This window comes from Streptomyces iakyrus (assembly GCF_000717055.1).
GTDB lineage: Bacteria > Actinomycetota > Actinomycetes > Streptomycetales > Streptomycetaceae > Streptomyces > Streptomyces iakyrus.
In genome coordinates this window covers 184,761-203,422 of sequence record NZ_JNXI01000027.1, presented here as the reverse complement: position 1 = coordinate 203,422, position 18,662 = coordinate 184,761, and the positions used below count along the sequence as shown (strand labels likewise).

The following is an 18,662-nucleotide window of genomic DNA, read 5'->3' as shown; positions in this document are numbered from 1 at the left end:
GCCTGGCCTGATCCGTCCCTACGGTGATGCCATGACCACCTCCGACGACGCCGGCCCCCTCCCCTTCGCGACCGTGGCCGACCTGGACTCCTGGCTGACGGCACACCCTGCCCCGCACCCCGGCCTCTGGGTCAGGGTCGCGAAGAAGGGCTCGGGGCTCCCCTCCGTCACGGCCGCCGACGTCAACGACGTGGCGCTGTGCCACGGCTGGATCACCGGGCAGCGCAAGGGACTCGACGAGTCGCACTACCTCCAGCGGATCACCCCGCGCCGCCCCGGCAGCCTCTGGTCCATGGTCAACGTCCGGCGCATCGAGGAACTGACCGCCGCCGGTCGGATGCGGCCCGGCGGCCTCGCGGAGGTGGCGTCCGCCCGGGCGGACGGCCGGTGGGATGCGGCGTACGCGTCCCAGAAGGAGGCCGAGGTCCCGGCCGACCTGGCGGCGGCCCTGGCCCGCAGCCCCCGCGCCGCCGCGGCCTTCGAGACCCTGGGCCGCACGGACCGCTACCTGGCGATGCTCGGCGTACTCCGCGCCAGGACGACGAGAAGCCGCGCCGCACAGGTGGCGGCGGCGGTGAAGAAGCTGGAAGCCCGCGCTCAAACGCCCTGACCCCCACGGGGCGGTCGGGGTGCGAACACGATGAGTTCGTGGACACCGCACAGGCCGCGGCACCGGACGGGCCCGACACCGCACGGCGCCGGGCCCGGAAAAGCCGTCGGTCAGAGGGTCGACGCCGCCGAGGCGATGGCGGAGGCGAAGGTGGAGACCTCCGTGTAGACGCCGGGGGCCTCGGGCCGGGCGCAGCCCTCACCCCAGCTCACGATGCCGACCTGGATCCAGGCCCCGGCGTTGTCCTTGCGGAACATCGGGCCGCCGGAGTCGCCCTGGCAGGTGTCGACGCCGCCCGCGTCGAAGCCGGCGCAGATCTCCTCGTTCGCGACGAGGCCGCTGTACAGACCGCCGTAGGCCTTGCACGCGGCGTCGCTGACGAACGGCACGGTCGCCTTCAGGAGGTAGCGCTGCTGGGAGCCGCCCTCGCGGTTCGCGCCCCAGCCGGCGACGGTGAAGTCACCGGTGTTGTACTGCGTGGTCGTGGCGATCTTCAGCGTCGGCAGGTTGATGGGCTGGGCGAGCTTGATGAGCGCCCAGTCCTTGCCGGTGCCGTTGTAGCCGGGGGCGCGCAGCACCTTGGTGGAGCGGACCTGGACCCGGCCGCTGGTGGACTGCAGGTCGACGACCCCCGCGGTGGCCGTGATGCTCGTGTTGTTGCCCGAACTGCCCACGCAGTGCGCGGCCGTGAGCACGATCTGCTGGGTGTAGAGCGCGCCGCCACAGCCCATGGAGAGCCGGACCATGAACGGGAACTCGCCCTGCGCGGCCCGGGTCCCGCCGACGACGGGCGACGGCGCGGCCTGCGCGGCGGAAACGGGCTGGAGACTGGCGATCGCGAGCGCGGCGGCGCCGAGGGCCGCGCATCTCTTGAGGGCCGTGAGGAGTCTCTTCAACGTGATGCCTTTCGTGGGGGGTTGACTGGGGAGGTGCAACCGAAGCATCAGATTGACGAGAACATGACAGCAGCAGGAGCAAAAAGAACGTCCATGTGCTGGCATGGACTGGTCAAAATATCGCTGCTGGATTATGAGAACGCCGACAGTCTTTGCACAAGGGGCGGGAACCGGCCAGACCGGCCCGGGTGATGTCACCGGGCCGGTCCCGCGGGGCTCACGCGTTCCGGATGGCCGAGATGTCGAAGTTGAGCTTGATCTTGTCCGACACCAGGACGCCGCCCGTCTCCAGCGCGGCGTTCCAGGTCAGACCCCACTCGGAACGCAGGATCTCCGCCTTGCCCTCGAAGCCGACGCGCTCGTTGCCGAAGGGGTCCTTCGCGGCGCCGTTGAACTCCAGGTCGATGGAGAGGGGGCGGGTGGTGCCGAGGATCGTCAGCTCGCCGGTGATCCGGTAGTCGTCACCGCCGAGCGCCTCCGCCTTGGTGGAACGGAACGTCATGGCCGGGAACTCGTCCGCCTTGAAGAAGTCCGCGCTCTTGAGGTGGCCGTCGCGGTCGGCGTTGCCCGTGCTGATGCTGTCCATCACGACGTCGATGGAGGCCGTCGACCGCGACGGGTCGCTGCCGTCGAGGTGGAGCGTGCCGGTGAAGTCCTGGAAGCTGCCCTTGACGTTGGTGACCATGGCGTGCCGGGCGACGAAGCCGACCGTCGAGTGCGCGGGGTCGATCGTGTAGTCGCCGGTCAGGGCGGCCGGCTAGGGGTTCACGGCACCGGTGGCGGTGGCGGTCTGGGCGTCGTTGCGGCTGAAGATGCTCATGGGGGTTACGCCTCCTGCGTGTGATGTTGAATCTTTAACTACTCCAACGCGACCCACCGTAGACCTATTCCGTTCAATGTTCAACATCTTCGGCGGGTGTGTCGTTCGGCGGGTGTGTCGAAGGCCGTGCGCGCCTCCCGTACGCCCGCTTGGCCGAATCCCCCGGCCCGCGGGAGTGGTCCTGCCGGACGCGGCGCATCGCGCCCCGCCACGCGGTCCTCCCACGGCCCGGGGCCCGGCGGAGTCCGGGCACCCGGCCCCCGCCGGCACACCCTGCGGTGGCGGCGTCCGGGGAGACGGGGTTCCGTTTTCAGTGACCGTAAGGACACAGACGAGACCACGGCGGACGCACAGAGCAGGGGAGAGCGACTCGTGACACTCACCGGCTCCGGCTCGGCCTACGACCCTCCGGCGGACCCCGCCCCGCGCCGCTCCACGGCCCCCGTCCCCGTCCGGGTGAGCCAGTACGGGCCGCCGCGACGTCTCGACCGGCGCGTCGCCCTGGTCACCGGCGCCTCCTCCGGCATCGGGGCGGCCACGGCCCGGCGGTTCGCGATGGACGGCTGGCAACTGCTCCTCAGCGGCCGCGACCGGCACCGACTGGAGCAGACGGCGTCCGGCACCACGGCCGTCGTCCTGCCCGCCGACCTCGCCGCCCCGGACGGCCCGCGCCTGCTGGCCCAGTCCGCGCTGCACACCACCGGCCGGATCGACGTCCTGGTCGCCGGGGCGGGCATGGGCTGGGCGGGCCCCTTCGCCACCATGCCGCACACCGACATCGACCGGGTGCTGACCCTGGACCTCAACGCCACCCTGCACCTCGTGCGCGAGGTACTGCCCTCCATGATCGCAGCGGGACGCGGCCGCGTGGTGCTGCTCGGCTCGGTCGCCGGCTGCGTGGGCCTGCGGGAGGAGGCGGTGTACTCCGCGGCCAAAGCCGGCCTGGCCGCCTTCGCCGAGGCGCTGCGCCAGGAACTGCGCGGCACGGGCGTGGGCGTCACCCTCGTCGTGCCCGGAGCCGTCGACACGCCCTTCCACACCCGCCGCGGCAGGCCCTACGACGGCACCCGCACCGGCCTCCTCTCGCCGGGCAGCGTCGCCGGCACCATCTGGGAGGCCGTCCGGCAGAACCGCGACGAGGCCTACGTCCCCACCTGGCTGACCGTCCCCGGCCGGGTCCGCGGCCTCGCGCCGGGCCTGTACCGCCGCCTGCTGAACCGCTTCGGCTGAGGCCCGTCGCTCGGAGCAAGCTTGTTGCTCAGAACAAGACTGTCGCTCAGAGCAAGCCTGCCGCTCGGCTCAGGCCGGCCGTTCCCCCGTTCCGGTCACTCCGGCCGGATCCACCGTTCAGGTGACCGCCTCCCCGTGGTAGGGCATGGGCATGACTCCCCAGCGCCGCGTCTTCCCCCGCCGTACGGCCGGGGCCGCCGCCCTGCTCCGCCCCAGCCGCCGCGCCCTGCTGCTGGCCGCCGCGGCCCTGGCGGCGACCGGGAGCGCGGCCCCCGCGGGCCGGGGCACCGACGCGCCGGGCGACCCGTACGACGCCCTGCGCCGCCGCTGGCTCGGCATCGCGCTCGGCACCGGCTACGACCCGGCGGCCGAGCCCTACGCCGCCCGCCTCGCCGAGACCGGCGCACTCGCCCGCGACCTGCGCGCGAGCATGGCCCCTGCGGCGGACTCCCTCTGGCCCGGCCACCCCTTCGACCCGCCGGCCGGCATCACCCTCAGCTACGGGCGGCTCTGGACCATGACCCGGGCCTACGTCCAGCAGGGCACCGGTTCGACCGCCGACCCCGCCCTCCTCGACGGCATCCTGCGCGGCCTCGACCACCTCTCCGCCACCGTCTACCACCCCTCCACCACCCGCTACGGCAACTGGTGGGAGTGGCAGATCGGCAGCCCCCGCCTGCTGATGGACATCACGGCCGCCCTCTACCAGGAGCTGGGGGAGACCCGCGTCCGTGCGGCCTGCGCCGCCGTCGGCCACTTCATCCCCGACTCGGCCCTCGCCGACTACAGCGGCACCTCCACCGGCGCCAACCGCGTCGACCTGTGCCGCTCCGTCGCCCTGCGCGGCATCCTCGGCCGCGACCCCGCCAGGATCGCCCTCGCCCGGGACGCCCTGTCCCCGGTGTTCCCCCACGTCACCCGGGGCGACGGCCTCTATGCCGACGGCTCGTTCGTCCAGCACACCTGGGTCGCCTACTCGGGCACGTACGGCCAGGTCATGCTCGACGGGCTCGGGCGGCTCTTCGCCCTGCTCGCCGGATCCGATTGGGAGGTCACCGACCCCGATCGGCAGACCGTCCTGGACAGCGTCGAGCGCGCCTACGCCCCGCTCATCCACGACGGACTCGTCATGGACAGCGTCAACGGCCGGGCCATCAGCCGCGGTTACCTCAGCACCGACGACCGCAAGATCCTGCGCAGCGACCACTACCACGGCCACCAGCTCATCGCCGCGATCGCCCTGCTCGCGGCCGGCGCCGGCCCCGCGGAACGCGAGCGCTGGCACGCCCGCGTCAAGGGCTGGATCGAACGCGACACCGTGAGCCCGATCCTGACGGCACCCCAGTTCGGCGTCGCCGACCTGGCCCGGCTGCACGCCATCGCCGCCTCACCCGTCCCGGCCGCGCCCGAACCGCCCGGGCACCACCTCTTCGCCGCCATGGACCGTGCCGTCCACCGCGGCCCCGGATTCACCGTGAACATCGCCATGGCGAGCGACCGCATCGCCCACTACGAGTGCGGCAACGGCGAGAACCCCCGCGGCTGGCACACCGGCGCCGGCATGGTCACCTGGTGGGCCGAGGGCACCGGCGACCAGTACACGGACTGGTTCTGGCCGACCGTCGACTGGTACCGCCTGCCCGGCACCACCGTCTCGACCAAACGGCTCGCCGACCGCGAAGGCGGCGAGTGGGGCACGGCCCGCCCGGACGCGCGCTGGGTCGGTGGCACCACCGACGGCACGTACGCGGCCCTCGGCCAGCACCTGAAGGGTCTCGGCTCCACCCTCGAAGCCCGCAAGTCCTGGTTCTGCGTCGAGGACGCGGTGATCTGCCTCGGCGCCGGGATCACCTGCTCCGACGGCGTCCCGGTGGAGACGGTCGTCGACAACCGCAACCTCGGCGCCTCCGGCACCCAGCGCTTCGTCAAGGGCCCGAACTGGGCCCACCTGGAAGACCACGGCGGCTGGATCCTCCTCGGCCGCGAGCCCAAGGCGCTGCGCGAGGACCGCACCGGCGCCTGGTCCGACATCAACACCGGCAGCACGCGGGAGCGGCGCACCCGCCGCTGGCAGACCCTCTGGCTCGATCACGGCACCGACCCCGAGGACGCCACGTACGCCTACGTCCTGATGCCCGGTGCCTCCCGCCGCGCGGTCACGCGCCGGGCCACCGACCGCCGCTGGCTGTCGGTCCTCGCCAACGACGCCGGCCGCCAGGCGGTCAGCGTGCCCTCCCTCGGCTGCACGGCCGCCACCTTCTGGCGGGCGGGGACGGCGGGCCCGCTCTCCGCCTCCGGCGGCGCGAGCGTGCTGGTCGTCCGCCGGGACCGTACCGCTACCCTCTGCGTGAGCGAACCGCCCCGCACGGGCGAACCGCTGGAGGTCGTCTGGGACCACCCGGTCCGCCGGGTCGACCGCGCGGACGAGACCGTCGAGGTGCTCTCCACAGGCCGCCGGCTGCGGGTGCGCGTCACTCCGGGGGAGGCATGTGCCACCCACGTCTGTGAGCTGACTCTCGCCTGACCGCTTTGTACGACCCCTACAAGCGACACGCCCTCTGAGCAGTCGGAAAGGCTCAACCCGGCCACGGTTCTGTTCAGGGGTACCAGGAAAACACGCCGGAGACTGTGAGGAGTCGACGGCCCGCATTCCTCGCTCGGCTTCGTAAGGTCACTACATGACCGTTTTGGATGAGGCGCCGGGTGAGCCGACCGACGCGCGTGGACGCGTGGCCGAACTGCACGAGATCCGTGCGCAGGCGGTGGCCGGACCGAGCGAGAAGGCGACCAGCGCGCAGCACGCCAAGGGCAAGCTGACCGCGCGGGAGCGCATCGAACTCCTCCTCGACCCGGACTCCTTCCGGGAGGTCGAGCAGCTGCGCCGGCACCGGGCCACGGGCTTCGGCCTGGAGGCCAAGAAGCCCTACACCGACGGTGTGATCACCGGCTGGGGCACGGTGGAGGGCCGCACGGTCTTCGTCTACGCGCACGACTTCCGCATCTTCGGCGGCGCCCTGGGCGAGGCCCACGCCACGAAGATCCACAAGATCATGGACATGGCCATCGCGGCCGGTGCCCCGCTGGTGTCGCTGAACGACGGTGCCGGCGCCCGCATCCAGGAGGGCGTCTCGGCGCTCGCCGGCTATGGCGGCATCTTCCAGCGCAACACCAAGGCCTCGGGCGTGATCCCGCAGATCTCGGTGATGCTCGGCCCGTGCGCCGGCGGCGCGGCCTACAGCCCCGCCCTCACCGACTTCGTCTTCATGGTCCGCGAGACCTCGCAGATGTTCATCACCGGCCCCGACGTCGTCAAGGCGGTCACCGGTGAGGAGATCACGCAGAACGGCCTGGGCGGCGCCGACGTCCACGCCGAGACCTCCGGTGTCTGCCACTTCGCCTACGACGACGAAGAGACCTGCATCGCCGAGGTCCGCTACCTCCTCTCGCTGCTCCCGCAGAACAACCGCGAGAACCCGCCCCGCACGGAGCCCTCGGACGCGGCCGACCGCCGCTCGGACGTCCTCCTGGACCTCGTCCCGGCGGACGGCAACCGGCCGTACGACATGGCCAAGGTCATCGAGGAGATCGTCGACGACGGCGACTACCTGGAGGTCCACGAGCGCTGGGCCCGCAACATCATCTGCGCCCTGGGCCGGATGGACGGACAGGTCGTCGGCATCGTCGCCAACCAGCCCCAGGCGCTGGCCGGCGTGCTGGACATCGAGGCCTCCGAGAAGGCGGCCCGCTTCGTCCAGATGTGCGACGCGTTCAACATCCCGATCATCACTCTTCTGGACGTCCCCGGCTTCCTCCCGGGCGTCGACCAGGAGCACGGTGGCATCATCCGCCACGGCGCGAAGCTGCTCTACGCCTACTGCAACGCGACCGTGCCCAGGATCTCCCTGATCCTGCGGAAGGCCTACGGAGGTGCGTACATCGTCATGGACAGCCAGTCCATCGGTGCGGACCTCACCTACGCCTGGCCGACGAACGAGATCGCCGTCATGGGCGCGGAGGGTGCGGCCAACGTCATCTTCCGCCGCCAGATCGCCGACGCCGAGGACCCCGAGGCCATGCGGGCCCGCATGGTCAAGGAGTACAAGTCCGAGCTGATGCACCCCTACTACGCGGCCGAGCGCGGCCTGGTCGACGACGTCATCGACCCCGCCGAGACCCGCGAGGTGCTCATCAAGTCCCTCGCCATGCTCCAGACCAAGCACGCGGACCTGCCGTCCCGCAAGCACGGCAACCCGCCGCAGTAACCCTGCGGACATCTTCCTCACGGAGACTGACACCCATGGAATCTGCTGATATCCGCGTCGAGAAGGGCCACGCCGAGCCCGAGGAAGTCGCCGCCATCACGGCCATCCTCCTGGCCCGCGCCGCCGCCCGCCCCACGGACCCGGCCCCAGCCCACCGTGGCCGCATCAAGGCAGGCTGGCGCCGCCTGGAACGCGAGCCGGGCTTCCGCGCCCCGCACAGCTGGCGCTGATCCACCTTCGCCAAAAGGGGCCCCTCCACATGGAGGGGCCCCTTTCAGCGCTGCCTTGGGGGCGCGCCGTCAGGGGCGCGGGGAACTGCGCGACAAGCCCCCACCAACCCGCACCCGGCAACGCGGCAGCCCCCGGCAGCCCAGAGGCCGCCAGGGGCTGTCCCACAGCAACGGAGAACTACCGCAGTCGAGCCATCAGCGCGTGCTCCACCAGCGTGATCAGCGCCGACTTCGCGTCCGCGCGGCCGATGGCGCCGCGCACCAGGTCGTCCCACATGAACCAGAAGCGGTCCTGGCCCGGCGTACCGAAGAGGTACAGGATCAGGTCCTGGTCCAGGGTGATACGGCCGAAGTCCATGGCGACCGTCGTGGTCGTCTTGTCCCCGGTGTGGGTGAGGTCGTCGATGCCGGCCGAAGCGGACGTCATGACGGCCTCTGTGCGCAGCGGGTTGATCTCCGAGACGGCACCCACGAACGTGGTCTTGCCCACGCCGAAGCCGCCAGCCACCACGATCTTCGCGGACGTGGTGGAGCGGGAAGGCCCTCCGCTAGAGCTTGCGAAGTCCACTGAGCACCCTTTCGAGCAGTGTCACGTCTGGCTGGCCGCCGGCGTTCTCGTCGCCGCCGGGCTGATGGATGGCGACCAGTCCCGCCTCCGCCAAGTCGGCGACGAGGATCCTGGCCACGCCGAGAGGGATCGTGAGGAGCGCCGAGATCTCGGCGACCGACTTGATTTCCCGGCAGAGGTTGCAGATCCGCTGATGCTCGGGCAACTGGCCCTGCATCTGGTGCGGCTGCGCAGTGGTGTGCACCAGCGCCTCGATGGCGAGCTGGTAGCGCGGGCGGGTCCGGCCGCCGGTCATGGCGTACGGACGCACCAGGGGGTTGTTCGACGCCCCGGCGGGCGCCGGCTCGGGGGTGCGGCGCTGCGGCTGCACAGGCTGGATTCGCGGGGCCGGCGGCTGGTCGTACGGCGACGGGCCGGGGCCCTGCGGCGCGTACGGCTGCCGGTGGCTCGGTGCGGAGGGGAAGTTGTAACGGTTCGGGTTCTGACCACCGTCGCCCTGGCCCTGGGCAGGGCCGTACGACCAGTTGCCCGAAGACGAACCGCCTGGGGGTGTTGCCACTTTCTCCTCCTCCGACTGTGCCTGGCACCCATCGCTGTGGAGCCGCGTCCCGAAACCTTACGGCCACGGGACGCCAAAACGCACCGTCCGTCTGTTAGTTGAGCAGGCTCCCCTGGAGCTCTGCACGAAGGTCCGGTGTCAGGACCGTACCGGCTCGGTCGACCAGCAGCGCCATCTCGTACCCGATGAGGCCGATGTCCGCCTCCGGATGTGCGAGAACGGCGAGCGACGAACCGTCGGATACGGACATGATGAAGAGGAATCCCCGCTCCATCTCCACAACGGTCTGGTTCACGGCGCCTCCCTCGAAGATCCGGGAAGCGCCCGCCGTCAGCGACGTCAAACCGGAAGCGACGGCCGCGAGCTGGTCGGCGCGGTCGCGGGGGAAGCCTTCGGACATCGCCAGAAGGAGTCCGTCGGCGGAGACCACCACCGTGTGGGACACCCCCGGGGTGTTGTCCACGAAGTTGGTGATCAACCAGTTCAGGTTCTGTGCCGCCTGGCTCATCGGGCTCACACTAACGCTCCTGGTTGTAGGTGCTGTCAGGACCGAAGCCCTGGCCGTTCGTTTCACTGCCTGCGCTGCGTCCGCGCTGGACGCCCCGACGCAGGTTGCTCAGCCTGCCCCGGACGTCCTCCGGGGCGCGGGAGACCTGTGGGCCTCCCTGGGGGGTGCTCTCGGCGGCTCCCTCGATCAGGTTGGCCTTGGGAACCCGCCTCGGCAGGCCGGAGGAGGTGACCCCGCCCGCCTTGGGCTTCCGGAGCTGCGAAGCCTGCTGCCACCGCTCGTCGTTGGCCGAGCGCCAGTCGTCGCCCTTGCTCTCCGGAGCGGAGGCCGGCGGCTCCTGGCTCACATGCCGTGCGCCACCCGTGCCGTTCGCACCGCTCGCGGTGGCTCCACGGCGGGGAAGACCGGCGTCGGTCATCGTGTGAGCGGCGGAGGGGCTCGATCCCGGACGGTCGAAGCCTACGCGGTCCTGCTCACTTGCGTCAGCGGCCTGCGCAGATTCCGTTTCCTGGGCCTGAGAAGGGTACTGGCTCGGGTAGCCGTTCTGGTAACCGTCCTGCTGCGGCCAGTCGTCCTGGTGGCGCCGCTGCTCGAACGCGGCGAATCCGCCCTGCCCGCCCGCGCCCGGAGCCGAGGGCTCCTCCTGGGCCGGCTCCGCATAGGAGGAGGGCTCAGGGTAGCCGCCGTTCGGCGAGAAGGTGTCGTTCTGCGGCAGACCGCCGTTCGGCGCGTAGTACTGCTCGTCGTACGCAGACCGCTGCGGCTCCTCGTACGACGCCTGCTGCTCCTGGTACGGCGCCTGCTGTTCCTGGTACGGCGCCTGACGGTCGTACGCGGACGGCTGCTGCTCCGGGTAGCCGGACTGGCCGGTGTCGTAGCCCTGCCCGGCGTCGTAGCCCTGCTGCTGCCCGTTGTACTCGTCGCGGTAGCCGGTCGCCTGGGAGGGCTCCTGGCTGCTCTGCCCGGGCAGCGCGGGCTGCTCGTGCGACTGCGACTCCAGGGCCGCCCGGCGCTCCTCACGCATCAGGGAGCGGCCGACGGGGTCCAGCTCGCGTATGTCGTCGGGGACGTCGGAGTAGCGGCTGTCGTCGAAGCCGAGCTCCGCGGCCGTGCGCATGGGCTGGCCGAAGTTCTCGCCGCCGCCGAAGTTCTGCTCCGGGATGATCTGCGAGACGGTGAACTCGTCGCGGTCCACGTGCTGCTCGCCGCCACCGCCGTGGGTGATCGCGTCCGGCAGCATGACCAGCGAGGTGGTGCCGGCCTGCTCGCCCGAGGGGCGCAGCTGGACCCGGATGCCGTGCCGGTCGGACAGCCGGCCGACCACGAACAGGCCCATGCGCTGGGAGATCGCGGCGTCCACGGTCGGCGGGTTGGCCAGCTTGTGGTTGATGTCCGCGAAGTCCTCGGCGGTGAGACCGATGCCCTTGTCGTGGATCTCGATCATCACGCGGCCGTCGGGGAGACGGGTCGCGGTGACGCGGACCTTGGTCTGCGGGGAGGAGAACGTGGTGGCGTTCTCCAGGAGCTCGGCGAGCAGGTGCACGAGGTCGGTCACGGCACGGCCGTGGATCTCGGCCTCCGGGACGCCGGAGAGCTCGATGCGCTCGTACTGCTCCACCTCGGAGGAGGCGGCGCGCAGCACGTCGACCAGCGGGACCGGCTGGTCCCAGCGGCGGCCGGGCTCCTCGCCGGCGAGGACCAGGAGGTTCTCGCCGTTGCGGCGCATACGGGTCGCCAGGTGGTCCAGCTTGAAGAGGTTCTCCAGCTGGTCCGGGTCGGCCTCGTTGTTCTCCAGGTCGGTGATCAGGGTCAGCTGGCCCTCGATCAGCGACTGGTTGCGGCGCGACAGGTTGGTGAAGATCGCGTTGATGTTGCCCCGCAGCAGGGCCTGCTCGGCGGCGAGCCGGACGGCCTCGCGGTGGACCTGGTCGAAGGCGCGGGCGACCTCGCCGATCTCGTCGGTGGTGGAGATCGGGATGGCCTGGACGCGGGTGTCGACGCGGCCGGGGTCGGTGCGGGAGAGCTGGTCGACCAGCATCGGCAGACGCTGCTCGGCGATACCGAAGGCGGCGTTGCGCAGCTGGCGCATCGAGCGGCTCATCTGGCGGGCGACCGCGCCGGCCAGGATGAAGGCGAGCAGCAGGGCGACCACGACGGCGGCACCGGTGATGTAGGCGTCACGCTGGGCGTCGTCGGCGATGTCGGACGCTTCGCTCACGGCCTTGTCGGCCAGGTCCGTCTCGATCTTTTCGTACGCGTTGAACTTGAGCGTGTTGACCGCCCACCAGTTCTCGGCGGTGATGCCCTGCTCGGCGAGTGCGGCGCGCGCGCTCGGGTCCGTGCTCCGCAGCGTGGCCACACGCGAGATCATCGTCGTCAGGCTGGCGGGCGGCGGGACGTAGTCCGGGTTCTTGGCCTTGGCCTCGCGGGCCATCGCGGCACCGTCGGCCTTGACCTTGGCCTCGGCCGCCTCGAGCTTGGCCGCGTCCTGCTCGGTGCCACCGCCGATGTACTCCTGCACGGCGATGCGCTCGAGGTAGGCGTACGAGGAGAGCGCGATGCGCTGGCTGGCCAGGTTGCCGTCGTCCGGACCCGGCTTGACCAGGATGTGCATGCCGATGGAGCGCTGGAGCGACAGCGCCGCCTTGGTGAGCTCGATGGCGTACACGGTCCGGCCGTAGCTGGTGATGTTGCCGGTGCCGAGGCCGAGCTCGTTGGCGAACTCCGTCAGCGGGTGGGCGACCTCGACGTAGCCCTCTTCGGTCTGTACGCCCTTGAGCTTGGAGGTGTACGCGACCTGGCGCAGGGTGGCCAGCTTGGGCTCCGCCTTGCGGAAGAGCTTCAGCCGGCGCTCCAGACCGGGCTTGGCCGGCATGTTCTGCGCCGCGGCGTCGAAGGCGTCCGCCGCCTCGTCGGTGGCCTTGCGGACCTGGGTGACGGTCGCCTTGTCCTGGGCGCTCTGGGCGCTGCCCTTCAGCAGCGGCGCCGCCGACGCGTCACGTTCGATGTAGAGGGCGTTGGCGTAGAGCAGCGAGGCGCGGACGAGGCGGGCGGTGTTCTCCGCGTCCTCGGCCTCCTGCCAGGTGTCGATCGAGCTCTTCACCTGGAAGCCGCCCATGACGAGGCCGACCAGCACGGGTATGAGCAGGATCGCGTTCAGCCTGGTCGCCACGCGCCAGTTGCGCGGAGAGAGACGGCCGCCGCTCTCAGCGGGCGCGGCCGTCGGTTCCGAACCGGGCACGGGGGCGGGCGCCGCTGTGCGCGGCGGCGGGGTGAAGTTGCCCCGGGCCGACGGCTCGGGACTGTTCTTGCTTCGCCTCACTCGACCAACAACCTCTCGGCGGTCGGCACCAACGTTGTGCCGCAGTGTTCAGAGCCCAACACGCCTCGATGGACGAGTGCGTCATTGACTATTGGGCAGTTCAGGCATTCCAGCACGACGACCTGCGCTCTTCCAAACAGTCCGGGGCGGGGATTCGACGTGATGTAAGCCCCAGATAAAACGGTCATAAAGAGCGAGCCCCGCCAAAAGGCGGGGCTGTTGTGCGCGCAGCGAGACCGGATGTGCGCGACGCGTGGCCGTACCACCAGATTCCTCTGCCGAAACGTTATGAACACCTTGGCCGACCGTGTCAAAGGACACAGTCGGCTCCGGTGCATCTACGACAACTGCCGTATGGCGCTTCTGAATTGGGTGCTACCTCAGCCGTGCCATCAGAGCGTGCTCGACCAGCGTGATCAGGGCACTCTTGCCGATGGCGCCGCGCACCAGGTCGTCCCACATGAACCAGAAGCGGTCCTGGCCCGGCGTACCGAAGAGGTACAGGATCAGGTCCTGGTCCAGGGTGATGCGGCCGAAGTCCATGGCCACCGTGGTGGTGGTCTTGTCCCCGGTGTGGGTCAGGTCGTCGATGCCCGCGCTGGCCGAGGTCATCACGGCCTCGGTCCGCAGCGGGTTGATCTCCGAGACGGCGCCCACGAACGTGGTCTTGCCCACGCCGAAGCCGCCCGCCACCACTATTTTCGCGGAGGTGGTGGATCGACCCTGGTCAGAGCTTGCGAAGTCCACTGAGCACCCTTTCGAGCAGTGTCACGTCCGGCGCACCGGTGGCGTCGTCGCCGCCCGGCTGGTGGATCGCGACGAGACCGGCCTCGGCGAGGTCCGCGACCAGGATCCGGGCCACACCCAGCGGCATGTTCAGCAGCGCCGAGACCTCGGCCACCGACTTCACCTCACGGCAGAGGTGGCAGATCCGCTGGTGCTCCGGGAGCAGCCCCATGAGCGCGGCGGGGTCCGCGGTCGTGCTGATCAGTGCCTCGATGGCCAGCTGGTAGCGCGGCCGTGTCCGGCCGCCGGTCATGGCATAGGGCCGAACCAGCGGCTGGTCGCCCTCGTCCTCGTACGGCTCCGCGTACGGATCATGAGAGGCGGTGGGCGGGGTCATGGGTCCTCCGGGCGGGACAGCAAGTCGGTCAGCAAGCCGTCTGACGGGGCCTGTGTGGGGTGTGTGGCAGCCGGACGGTGATGTGGTGAGACGGGTGGTGCCGGGGCCGATCAGTGGAGCAGACTGCCTTGGAGCTCAGCTCGCAGGTCGGGGGTGAGGACCGCGCCCGCGCGGTCGACCAGGAGCGCCATCTCGTAGCCGACGAGGCCGATGTCGCACTCGGGGTGAGCGAGGACCGCGAGGGACGAGCCGTCCGAGACGGACATGAGGAAGAGGAACCCTCGCTCCATCTCCACGACCGTCTGCGCCACGTCACCGCCCTCGAAGATCCGGGAAGCGCCCGCCGTCAGCGACGTCAGGCCCGAGGCGACGGCCGCGAGCTGGTCCGCGCGGTCGCGCGGGAAGCCCTCCGACAGCGCCAGGAGGAGACCGTCGGCGGACACGACGACGGTGTGGGACACCCCGGGGGTGTTGTCCACGAAGTTGGTGATCAACCAGTTGAGATTCTGTGCCGCCTGGCTCATCGGACTCAACTAACGCTCCTGCTGGTGAGTGGGCCGTGGGTGGCTGCCGGTCTGGGTGGACCCGGCCTGACGACCCTGTGCGATTCCCCGACGGAGATTGGTCAGCCGGCCGCGTACGTCATCGGGCGCACGCGAGACCTGCGGACCGCTCTGGTGGGTTTGCTGCTGCGCCGTGCCCGGGACGAGGTTCGCCCGGGGCACCCGGCGCGGCAGGCCGGAGGTGGTGACACCACCCGCGGCGGGCTGGCGGACTCGCTCGGCCTGGCGGACGAGGTCGTCGTTCGGCGAGGTGCGCCAGCCGGCGGGGGCGGCGGACCGCTGCGGACCGGTGGGTCCCTGCGGCTGCTGCGGGGCGGCCGGAGCGGAGCCGTTGTTCTGCGGCTGCGACTGCTGCTCCTGCTGGCCGTGGAACCAGTTGGTCTCCAGCGTGTCGTACAGCGGCGTACGACCGTCGCCCGGACCGGACGCCGGCGGCAGGGCCTCGGGCTCCTGCCGGACCGGACGGGCCTGCGGCGCGGGCGGCCGCGGGGCGCCGAAGTCGGCCGGTCCCCTGCCGCCGTTGACCTGCGGCTGCTCGTACCGGCCCGTGCCCGCGGGGTCGGCCGGCGTGGCCGGACCCGGGAGCGTGGGCCGCCCGGAGCCGTTGTCCTGGCGCGGTGCGGGGTACTGGCCGGTCGAGCCGTTGTCCTGGCGGGGCGCCGGGTACTGGCCCGTGGATCCGTTGTCCTGGCGGGGCGCCGGGTACTGGCCGGTCGCCCCGTTCTCCTGGCGCGGGGCCGGGTACTGGCCGGCCGAGCCGTTGTCGTAGGACTGCGGTGCCGGGTACTGGCCCGACGTGGACGAGTCGTTACGGCCGCCCGGGGCGCCGAAGACGTCCGGGCGCACGAACGAACCCTGGCCCTGCTGTGCGTTCGCGCCAGGACCGAAGGGGTCCTGGGCGGTACCGAAGTCGGCCGGCGAGCCGAAGCCCTGCCTGTTGTCGTCGCGCGGCACGGCCGGGATCTCCGCCGTCGCACCGGGGCCCTGGCGGTCGTCGACGCGCGGCAGGGCGGACGTACGGGAGACGTCCGGCTGCTCCTCGTGGCCGCGCGGGGCGTCCAGCGACGCGCGCGGCACCGGCGGCTGGGCGTTCTCGTCGCTCCAGCTCGGCACACGCTGCTGCGCGTCGCCACCGGGCAGTTCGGCCCGCGGACCACCGCGCGGCGGCAGCTGCGGCCTGCGGCCCTTGTCCTGCTCGGCGTTGCCGCCCTGCTTCTTGCGGCTCCGGCCACCGCCGAAGGCGTCCTGGCCCTGCTGCGGCCCGTTGGTGCCCGCGGCCTGAAGACCCTGCGGGGCGCCCGGGGCCTGCTGACCGAACCCGCCACCGGCACCGGCCGGGGACGGACGGCCCTGCGGGGGACCGCTCTGCTCGAACGACGACGGGCCGGGACCCTGCGGTCCGCGCGTGCCGCCCTGCGCTCCGGGACGGCCACCGTCCCCGTCACGTCCGGGCAGCGCGGCCCGCGGGCCCTGACCGGGAGCGAGCCGGCCACCGCCGGAGGCACCGCCACCGAAGGCACCGCCGGACGCACCGGCGCCGAGGGCACCGGCACCCTGGCCGGCCCCGGCGGCACGCCGGGCAGCGGCCGCACCGGCGGCGGCCTGCGCGGCGGCGGGACCGCCACCGACGGGAGGCTGACCGGGCTGCTTGGGCTGGGGCTTCCTGCCGCCCTGGGCGACGTCGACGGGCAGCATGACCAGCGCGGTCGTACCACCGGAGTCGGACGGGCGCAGCTGGATGCGGATGCCGTGCCGCTGGGACAGACGACCGACCACGAAGAGGCCCATGCGACGGGAGACGGAGACGTCCACCGTCGGGGGAGAGGCGAGCCGCTCGTTGATCGCGGCCAGGTCCTCCGGCGACAGACCGATACCGGTGTCGTGGATCTCGATCAGCACCCGGCCGTCGGGCAGCGCGTGACCGGTGACCTTGACCTTGGTCTGCGGCGAGGAGAAGGAGGTCGCGTTCTCCAGCAGCTCGGCGAGGAGGTGCACGAGGTCGTTGACGACCCGGCCGGCCACTTCGGTGGTCGGCACGGAGGCCAGCTCGATGCGTTCGTACTGCTCCACCTCGGACGCGGCGGCGCGAAGAACGTCGACCAGCGGCACCGGACGGGTCCAGCGGCGGCCGGGCTCCTCACCCGCGAGGACGAGGAGGTTCTCACCGTTACGGCGCATGCGGGTGGCGAGGTGGTCGAGCTTGAACAGCGAGGACAGCTGGTCCGGGTCGGCCTCGCGGGACTCCAGTTCGGAGATGAGCGACAGCTGGCGCTGGATGAGGCCCTGGGAGCGGCGCGAGAGGTTGGTGAACATCGCGTTGACGTTGCCCCGCAGCAGGGCCTGCTCGGCGGCGAGGCGGACCGCCTCGCGGTGCACGTCGTCGAAGGCCGCGGCCACTCGGCCGATCTCGTCCCGGGAGTGCACACCGACCGACTCCACGGACGTGTCGACGTCCTGCGGGTCGGACTCGGACAGCTGCTTGACCAGCTCGGGCAGGCGGTCGGAGGCGACCTTGGTCGCGGTGTCCTCAAGACGGCGCAGCGAGCGGATCATGGAGCGGGCCACGACGAAGGCGCCGACCAGCGACACACCCAGCACGATCAGGATCAGGGCACCGGAGATGATCGCGTCGCGCTCGGTGGCGCTGCGCAGCTCGCGGGCCTTCTGCTCCATCTCTTCGAGCAGCGTGTGCTCGATGTTCTTCATCTGCTGGATCTTGGTGGAGCTGTCGTCCAGCCAGTCGCGGTAGGACCGCTTGTCCTGCTGGGCGAGACCGCTCGCGGAGATCAGGGCGCGGCCGGCGTAGGTGTCGGTCGCCTTGATCGTGGAGTTGCCGCCGTCCTCGATCGGCTTCAGCAGCTCGGCGGCGGCGTCCTCGCCGTAGATGCTCTTGAAGGTGCGGAGCTCGGAGTCCTGGCTCTCCAGGGCCGACTGGGCGTAGAGCCGGTCGTTCGGGGAGAGCTTGCCGGCCGTGGTGTTGCTGGCGGGCAGCGCCGCGGCGAGGGCCGCACGCTGGATCGAGGAGTACTCCTTGGCGGAGGAGAACGCCGCGAGCGCACGCGTGCGCTGGATCATGTCCGGATTGCTGGTCGCCTCGGCCATGTCCTGGGAGAGGTCGATCAGGTTCTCGATCAGACGGTGGTATCCCTCGATCGTCTGCGTCGAGTTGCCCTCGGAGGCGTAGGCGCCCTTACGGATCTGCTCGAGGTTGCCCAGCTCGCCGGCGATCTGGACGAGGTACTCGCGGACGCCCTTGAGGTTGCCGTCCTTGCTCGCGCTGTCGATCTCCTCGGACGAGTCGAGGAAGTTGGTCCTCGCCCGGTCGGTCTTCTCGCGAAGCCCCTTGACCGTGAAGTCGCTCGCCTTGCCGCCGTGGGCGAGCGGGCCGGCCGACTGGTCGCGTTCCTCCTGGAGCGCGGCCGACAGCTCGGTGGCCTGCTTGGTCATGTCCGTCAGCAGCTTCATGTTGTCGAGCTGCTGGATGTCGTCCATGGACTGGTTGATGCGCAGTGCGCCCAGCGAGGTGGCCGCGACCACCGGGAGGGCGAGCAGCGACACCAGTCGCGTGGAGATGCGCCAGTTGCGCAGGGCTATTCGCGGCCCGGGGCCGGTCGGGCCCGTGGGCGGCTTCAGCGCCGGGGACGGGCTCGCGGACCCCGAAGGGGTCGACGTGCCGGGGCGCCCGGAGCGCTCACCGCCGTCACCGGCCGGGCCCTGGTTCTGGGCGTGCTGGGGCGAGGGGCCGCCAGTCATGGGGCCAGTCCCGCCGTGCGGCTGAGGCTCCGCCGAAGCGTTGCCATCCCTCTTGAAACGTCCCTGCACTAGCGTCGCAACCTCTGGACCAGGCACCCCGTCGCCTGAACGGCGGGGCACGGTGTCGGCGTTCTGGGGACGCCCTGAAAAACGCCCCCGTGGTGGTCTTGAGTGACCGGCGCTGGCTCCCCCTTCTCGCCGCCACTCGGCGCGACTGT

Annotated in this window: 14 protein-coding genes and 1 pseudogene; 5 read left to right on the top strand and 10 right to left on the bottom strand. The window is 71.3% G+C overall.

Annotated elements, in window-relative coordinates; all coding sequences use genetic code 11:
• Positions 1-31 precede the first annotated feature (31 nt).
• Positions 32-610, top strand: a complete 579-nt coding sequence (locus OO68_RS34570) for a YdeI/OmpD-associated family protein (RefSeq protein ID WP_033313211.1) — start codon at positions 32-34, stop codon at positions 608-610.
• 110 nt (positions 611-720) lie between these two features.
• On the opposite strand, the gene OO68_RS34565 is transcribed toward OO68_RS34570, so the two are convergent.
• Together OO68_RS34565 and OO68_RS42615 are read right to left on the bottom strand one after the other, a co-directional pair.
• On the bottom strand, positions 721-1,506 hold the full coding sequence (locus OO68_RS34565) for a S1 family peptidase (RefSeq protein WP_033313210.1): 786 nt from the start codon (positions 1,504-1,506) through the stop codon (positions 721-723).
• Between the two features lie 217 nt (positions 1,507-1,723).
• Positions 1,724-2,254, bottom strand: a complete 531-nt coding sequence (locus OO68_RS42615; RefSeq protein WP_245237283.1) for a YceI family protein — start codon at positions 2,252-2,254, stop codon at positions 1,724-1,726.
• Between the two features lie 444 nt (positions 2,255-2,698).
• Here OO68_RS42615 and OO68_RS34555 point away from each other — a divergent pair, with 444 nt between their 5' ends.
• From OO68_RS34555 to OO68_RS34540, 4 genes are all read left to right on the top strand, one after another.
• Positions 2,699-3,556 (top strand): SDR family NAD(P)-dependent oxidoreductase, encoded by an 858-nt coding sequence (locus tag OO68_RS34555; RefSeq protein ID WP_033313209.1) that lies wholly within the window; start codon positions 2,699-2,701, stop codon positions 3,554-3,556.
• Positions 3,557-3,707: 151 nt separating this feature from the next.
• Positions 3,708-6,080 (top strand): polysaccharide lyase 8 family protein, encoded by a 2,373-nt coding sequence (locus OO68_RS34550; RefSeq protein ID WP_051814910.1) that lies wholly within the window; start codon positions 3,708-3,710, stop codon positions 6,078-6,080.
• A gap of 154 nt (positions 6,081-6,234) precedes the next feature.
• Positions 6,235-7,818, top strand: coding sequence for an acyl-CoA carboxylase subunit beta (locus tag OO68_RS34545; protein WP_033313208.1), 1,584 nt, complete (start codon positions 6,235-6,237; stop codon positions 7,816-7,818).
• Between the two features lie 35 nt (positions 7,819-7,853).
• The gene (locus OO68_RS34540) at positions 7,854-8,048 is read left to right on the top strand and encodes an acyl-CoA carboxylase subunit epsilon (protein WP_033313207.1); all 195 of its coding nucleotides are present in this window, start codon (positions 7,854-7,856) and stop codon (positions 8,046-8,048) included.
• Between the two features lie 178 nt (positions 8,049-8,226).
• On the opposite strand, the gene OO68_RS34535 is transcribed toward OO68_RS34540, so the two are convergent.
• The 8 genes and pseudogenes from OO68_RS34535 to OO68_RS34500 all read right to left on the bottom strand — a co-directional run bounded on the left by OO68_RS34535 (position 8,227) and on the right by OO68_RS34500 (position 18,513).
• Positions 8,227-8,616 carry a GTP-binding protein gene (locus tag OO68_RS34535; RefSeq protein WP_033313206.1) on the bottom strand — a complete coding sequence of 130 codons (390 nt, stop codon included), beginning with the start codon at positions 8,614-8,616 and terminating at the stop codon, positions 8,227-8,229.
• Entirely contained in the window at positions 8,597-9,175 is a 579-nt protein-coding gene (locus tag OO68_RS34530; protein WP_029181511.1) for a DUF742 domain-containing protein, read from the bottom strand. Before OO68_RS34530 ends, OO68_RS34535 begins: the two co-directional genes overlap by 20 nt.
• 94 nt (positions 9,176-9,269) lie before the next feature.
• A complete protein-coding gene (locus OO68_RS34525) occupies positions 9,270-9,683 on the bottom strand; it encodes a roadblock/LC7 domain-containing protein (protein WP_003993185.1) in 414 nt (137 codons plus the stop codon).
• A 10-nt stretch (positions 9,684-9,693) separates the two neighbouring features.
• Positions 9,694-13,005: a sensor histidine kinase gene (locus OO68_RS34520; protein WP_033313203.1), complete on the bottom strand. Its 3,312-nt coding sequence runs from the start codon at positions 13,003-13,005 to the stop codon at positions 9,694-9,696.
• Between the two features lie 414 nt (positions 13,006-13,419).
• Positions 13,420-13,752 (bottom strand): annotated as a pseudogene (locus OO68_RS34515) (GTP-binding protein); the annotation flags it as partial.
• Positions 13,733-14,128 (bottom strand): DUF742 domain-containing protein, encoded by a 396-nt coding sequence (locus tag OO68_RS34510; protein ID WP_030851927.1) that lies wholly within the window; start codon positions 14,126-14,128, stop codon positions 13,733-13,735. The pseudogene OO68_RS34515 and the gene OO68_RS34510, both read right to left, overlap by 20 nt.
• Positions 14,129-14,238: 110 nt before the next feature.
• Entirely contained in the window at positions 14,239-14,652 is a 414-nt protein-coding gene (locus OO68_RS34505; RefSeq protein ID WP_030231800.1) for a roadblock/LC7 domain-containing protein, read from the bottom strand.
• 9 nt (positions 14,653-14,661) lie between these two features.
• Positions 14,662-18,513 carry a sensor histidine kinase gene (locus OO68_RS34500; protein WP_033313202.1) on the bottom strand — a complete coding sequence of 1,284 codons (3,852 nt, stop codon included), beginning with the start codon at positions 18,511-18,513 and terminating at the stop codon, positions 14,662-14,664.
• Between the last annotated feature and the right edge of the window lie 149 nt (positions 18,514-18,662).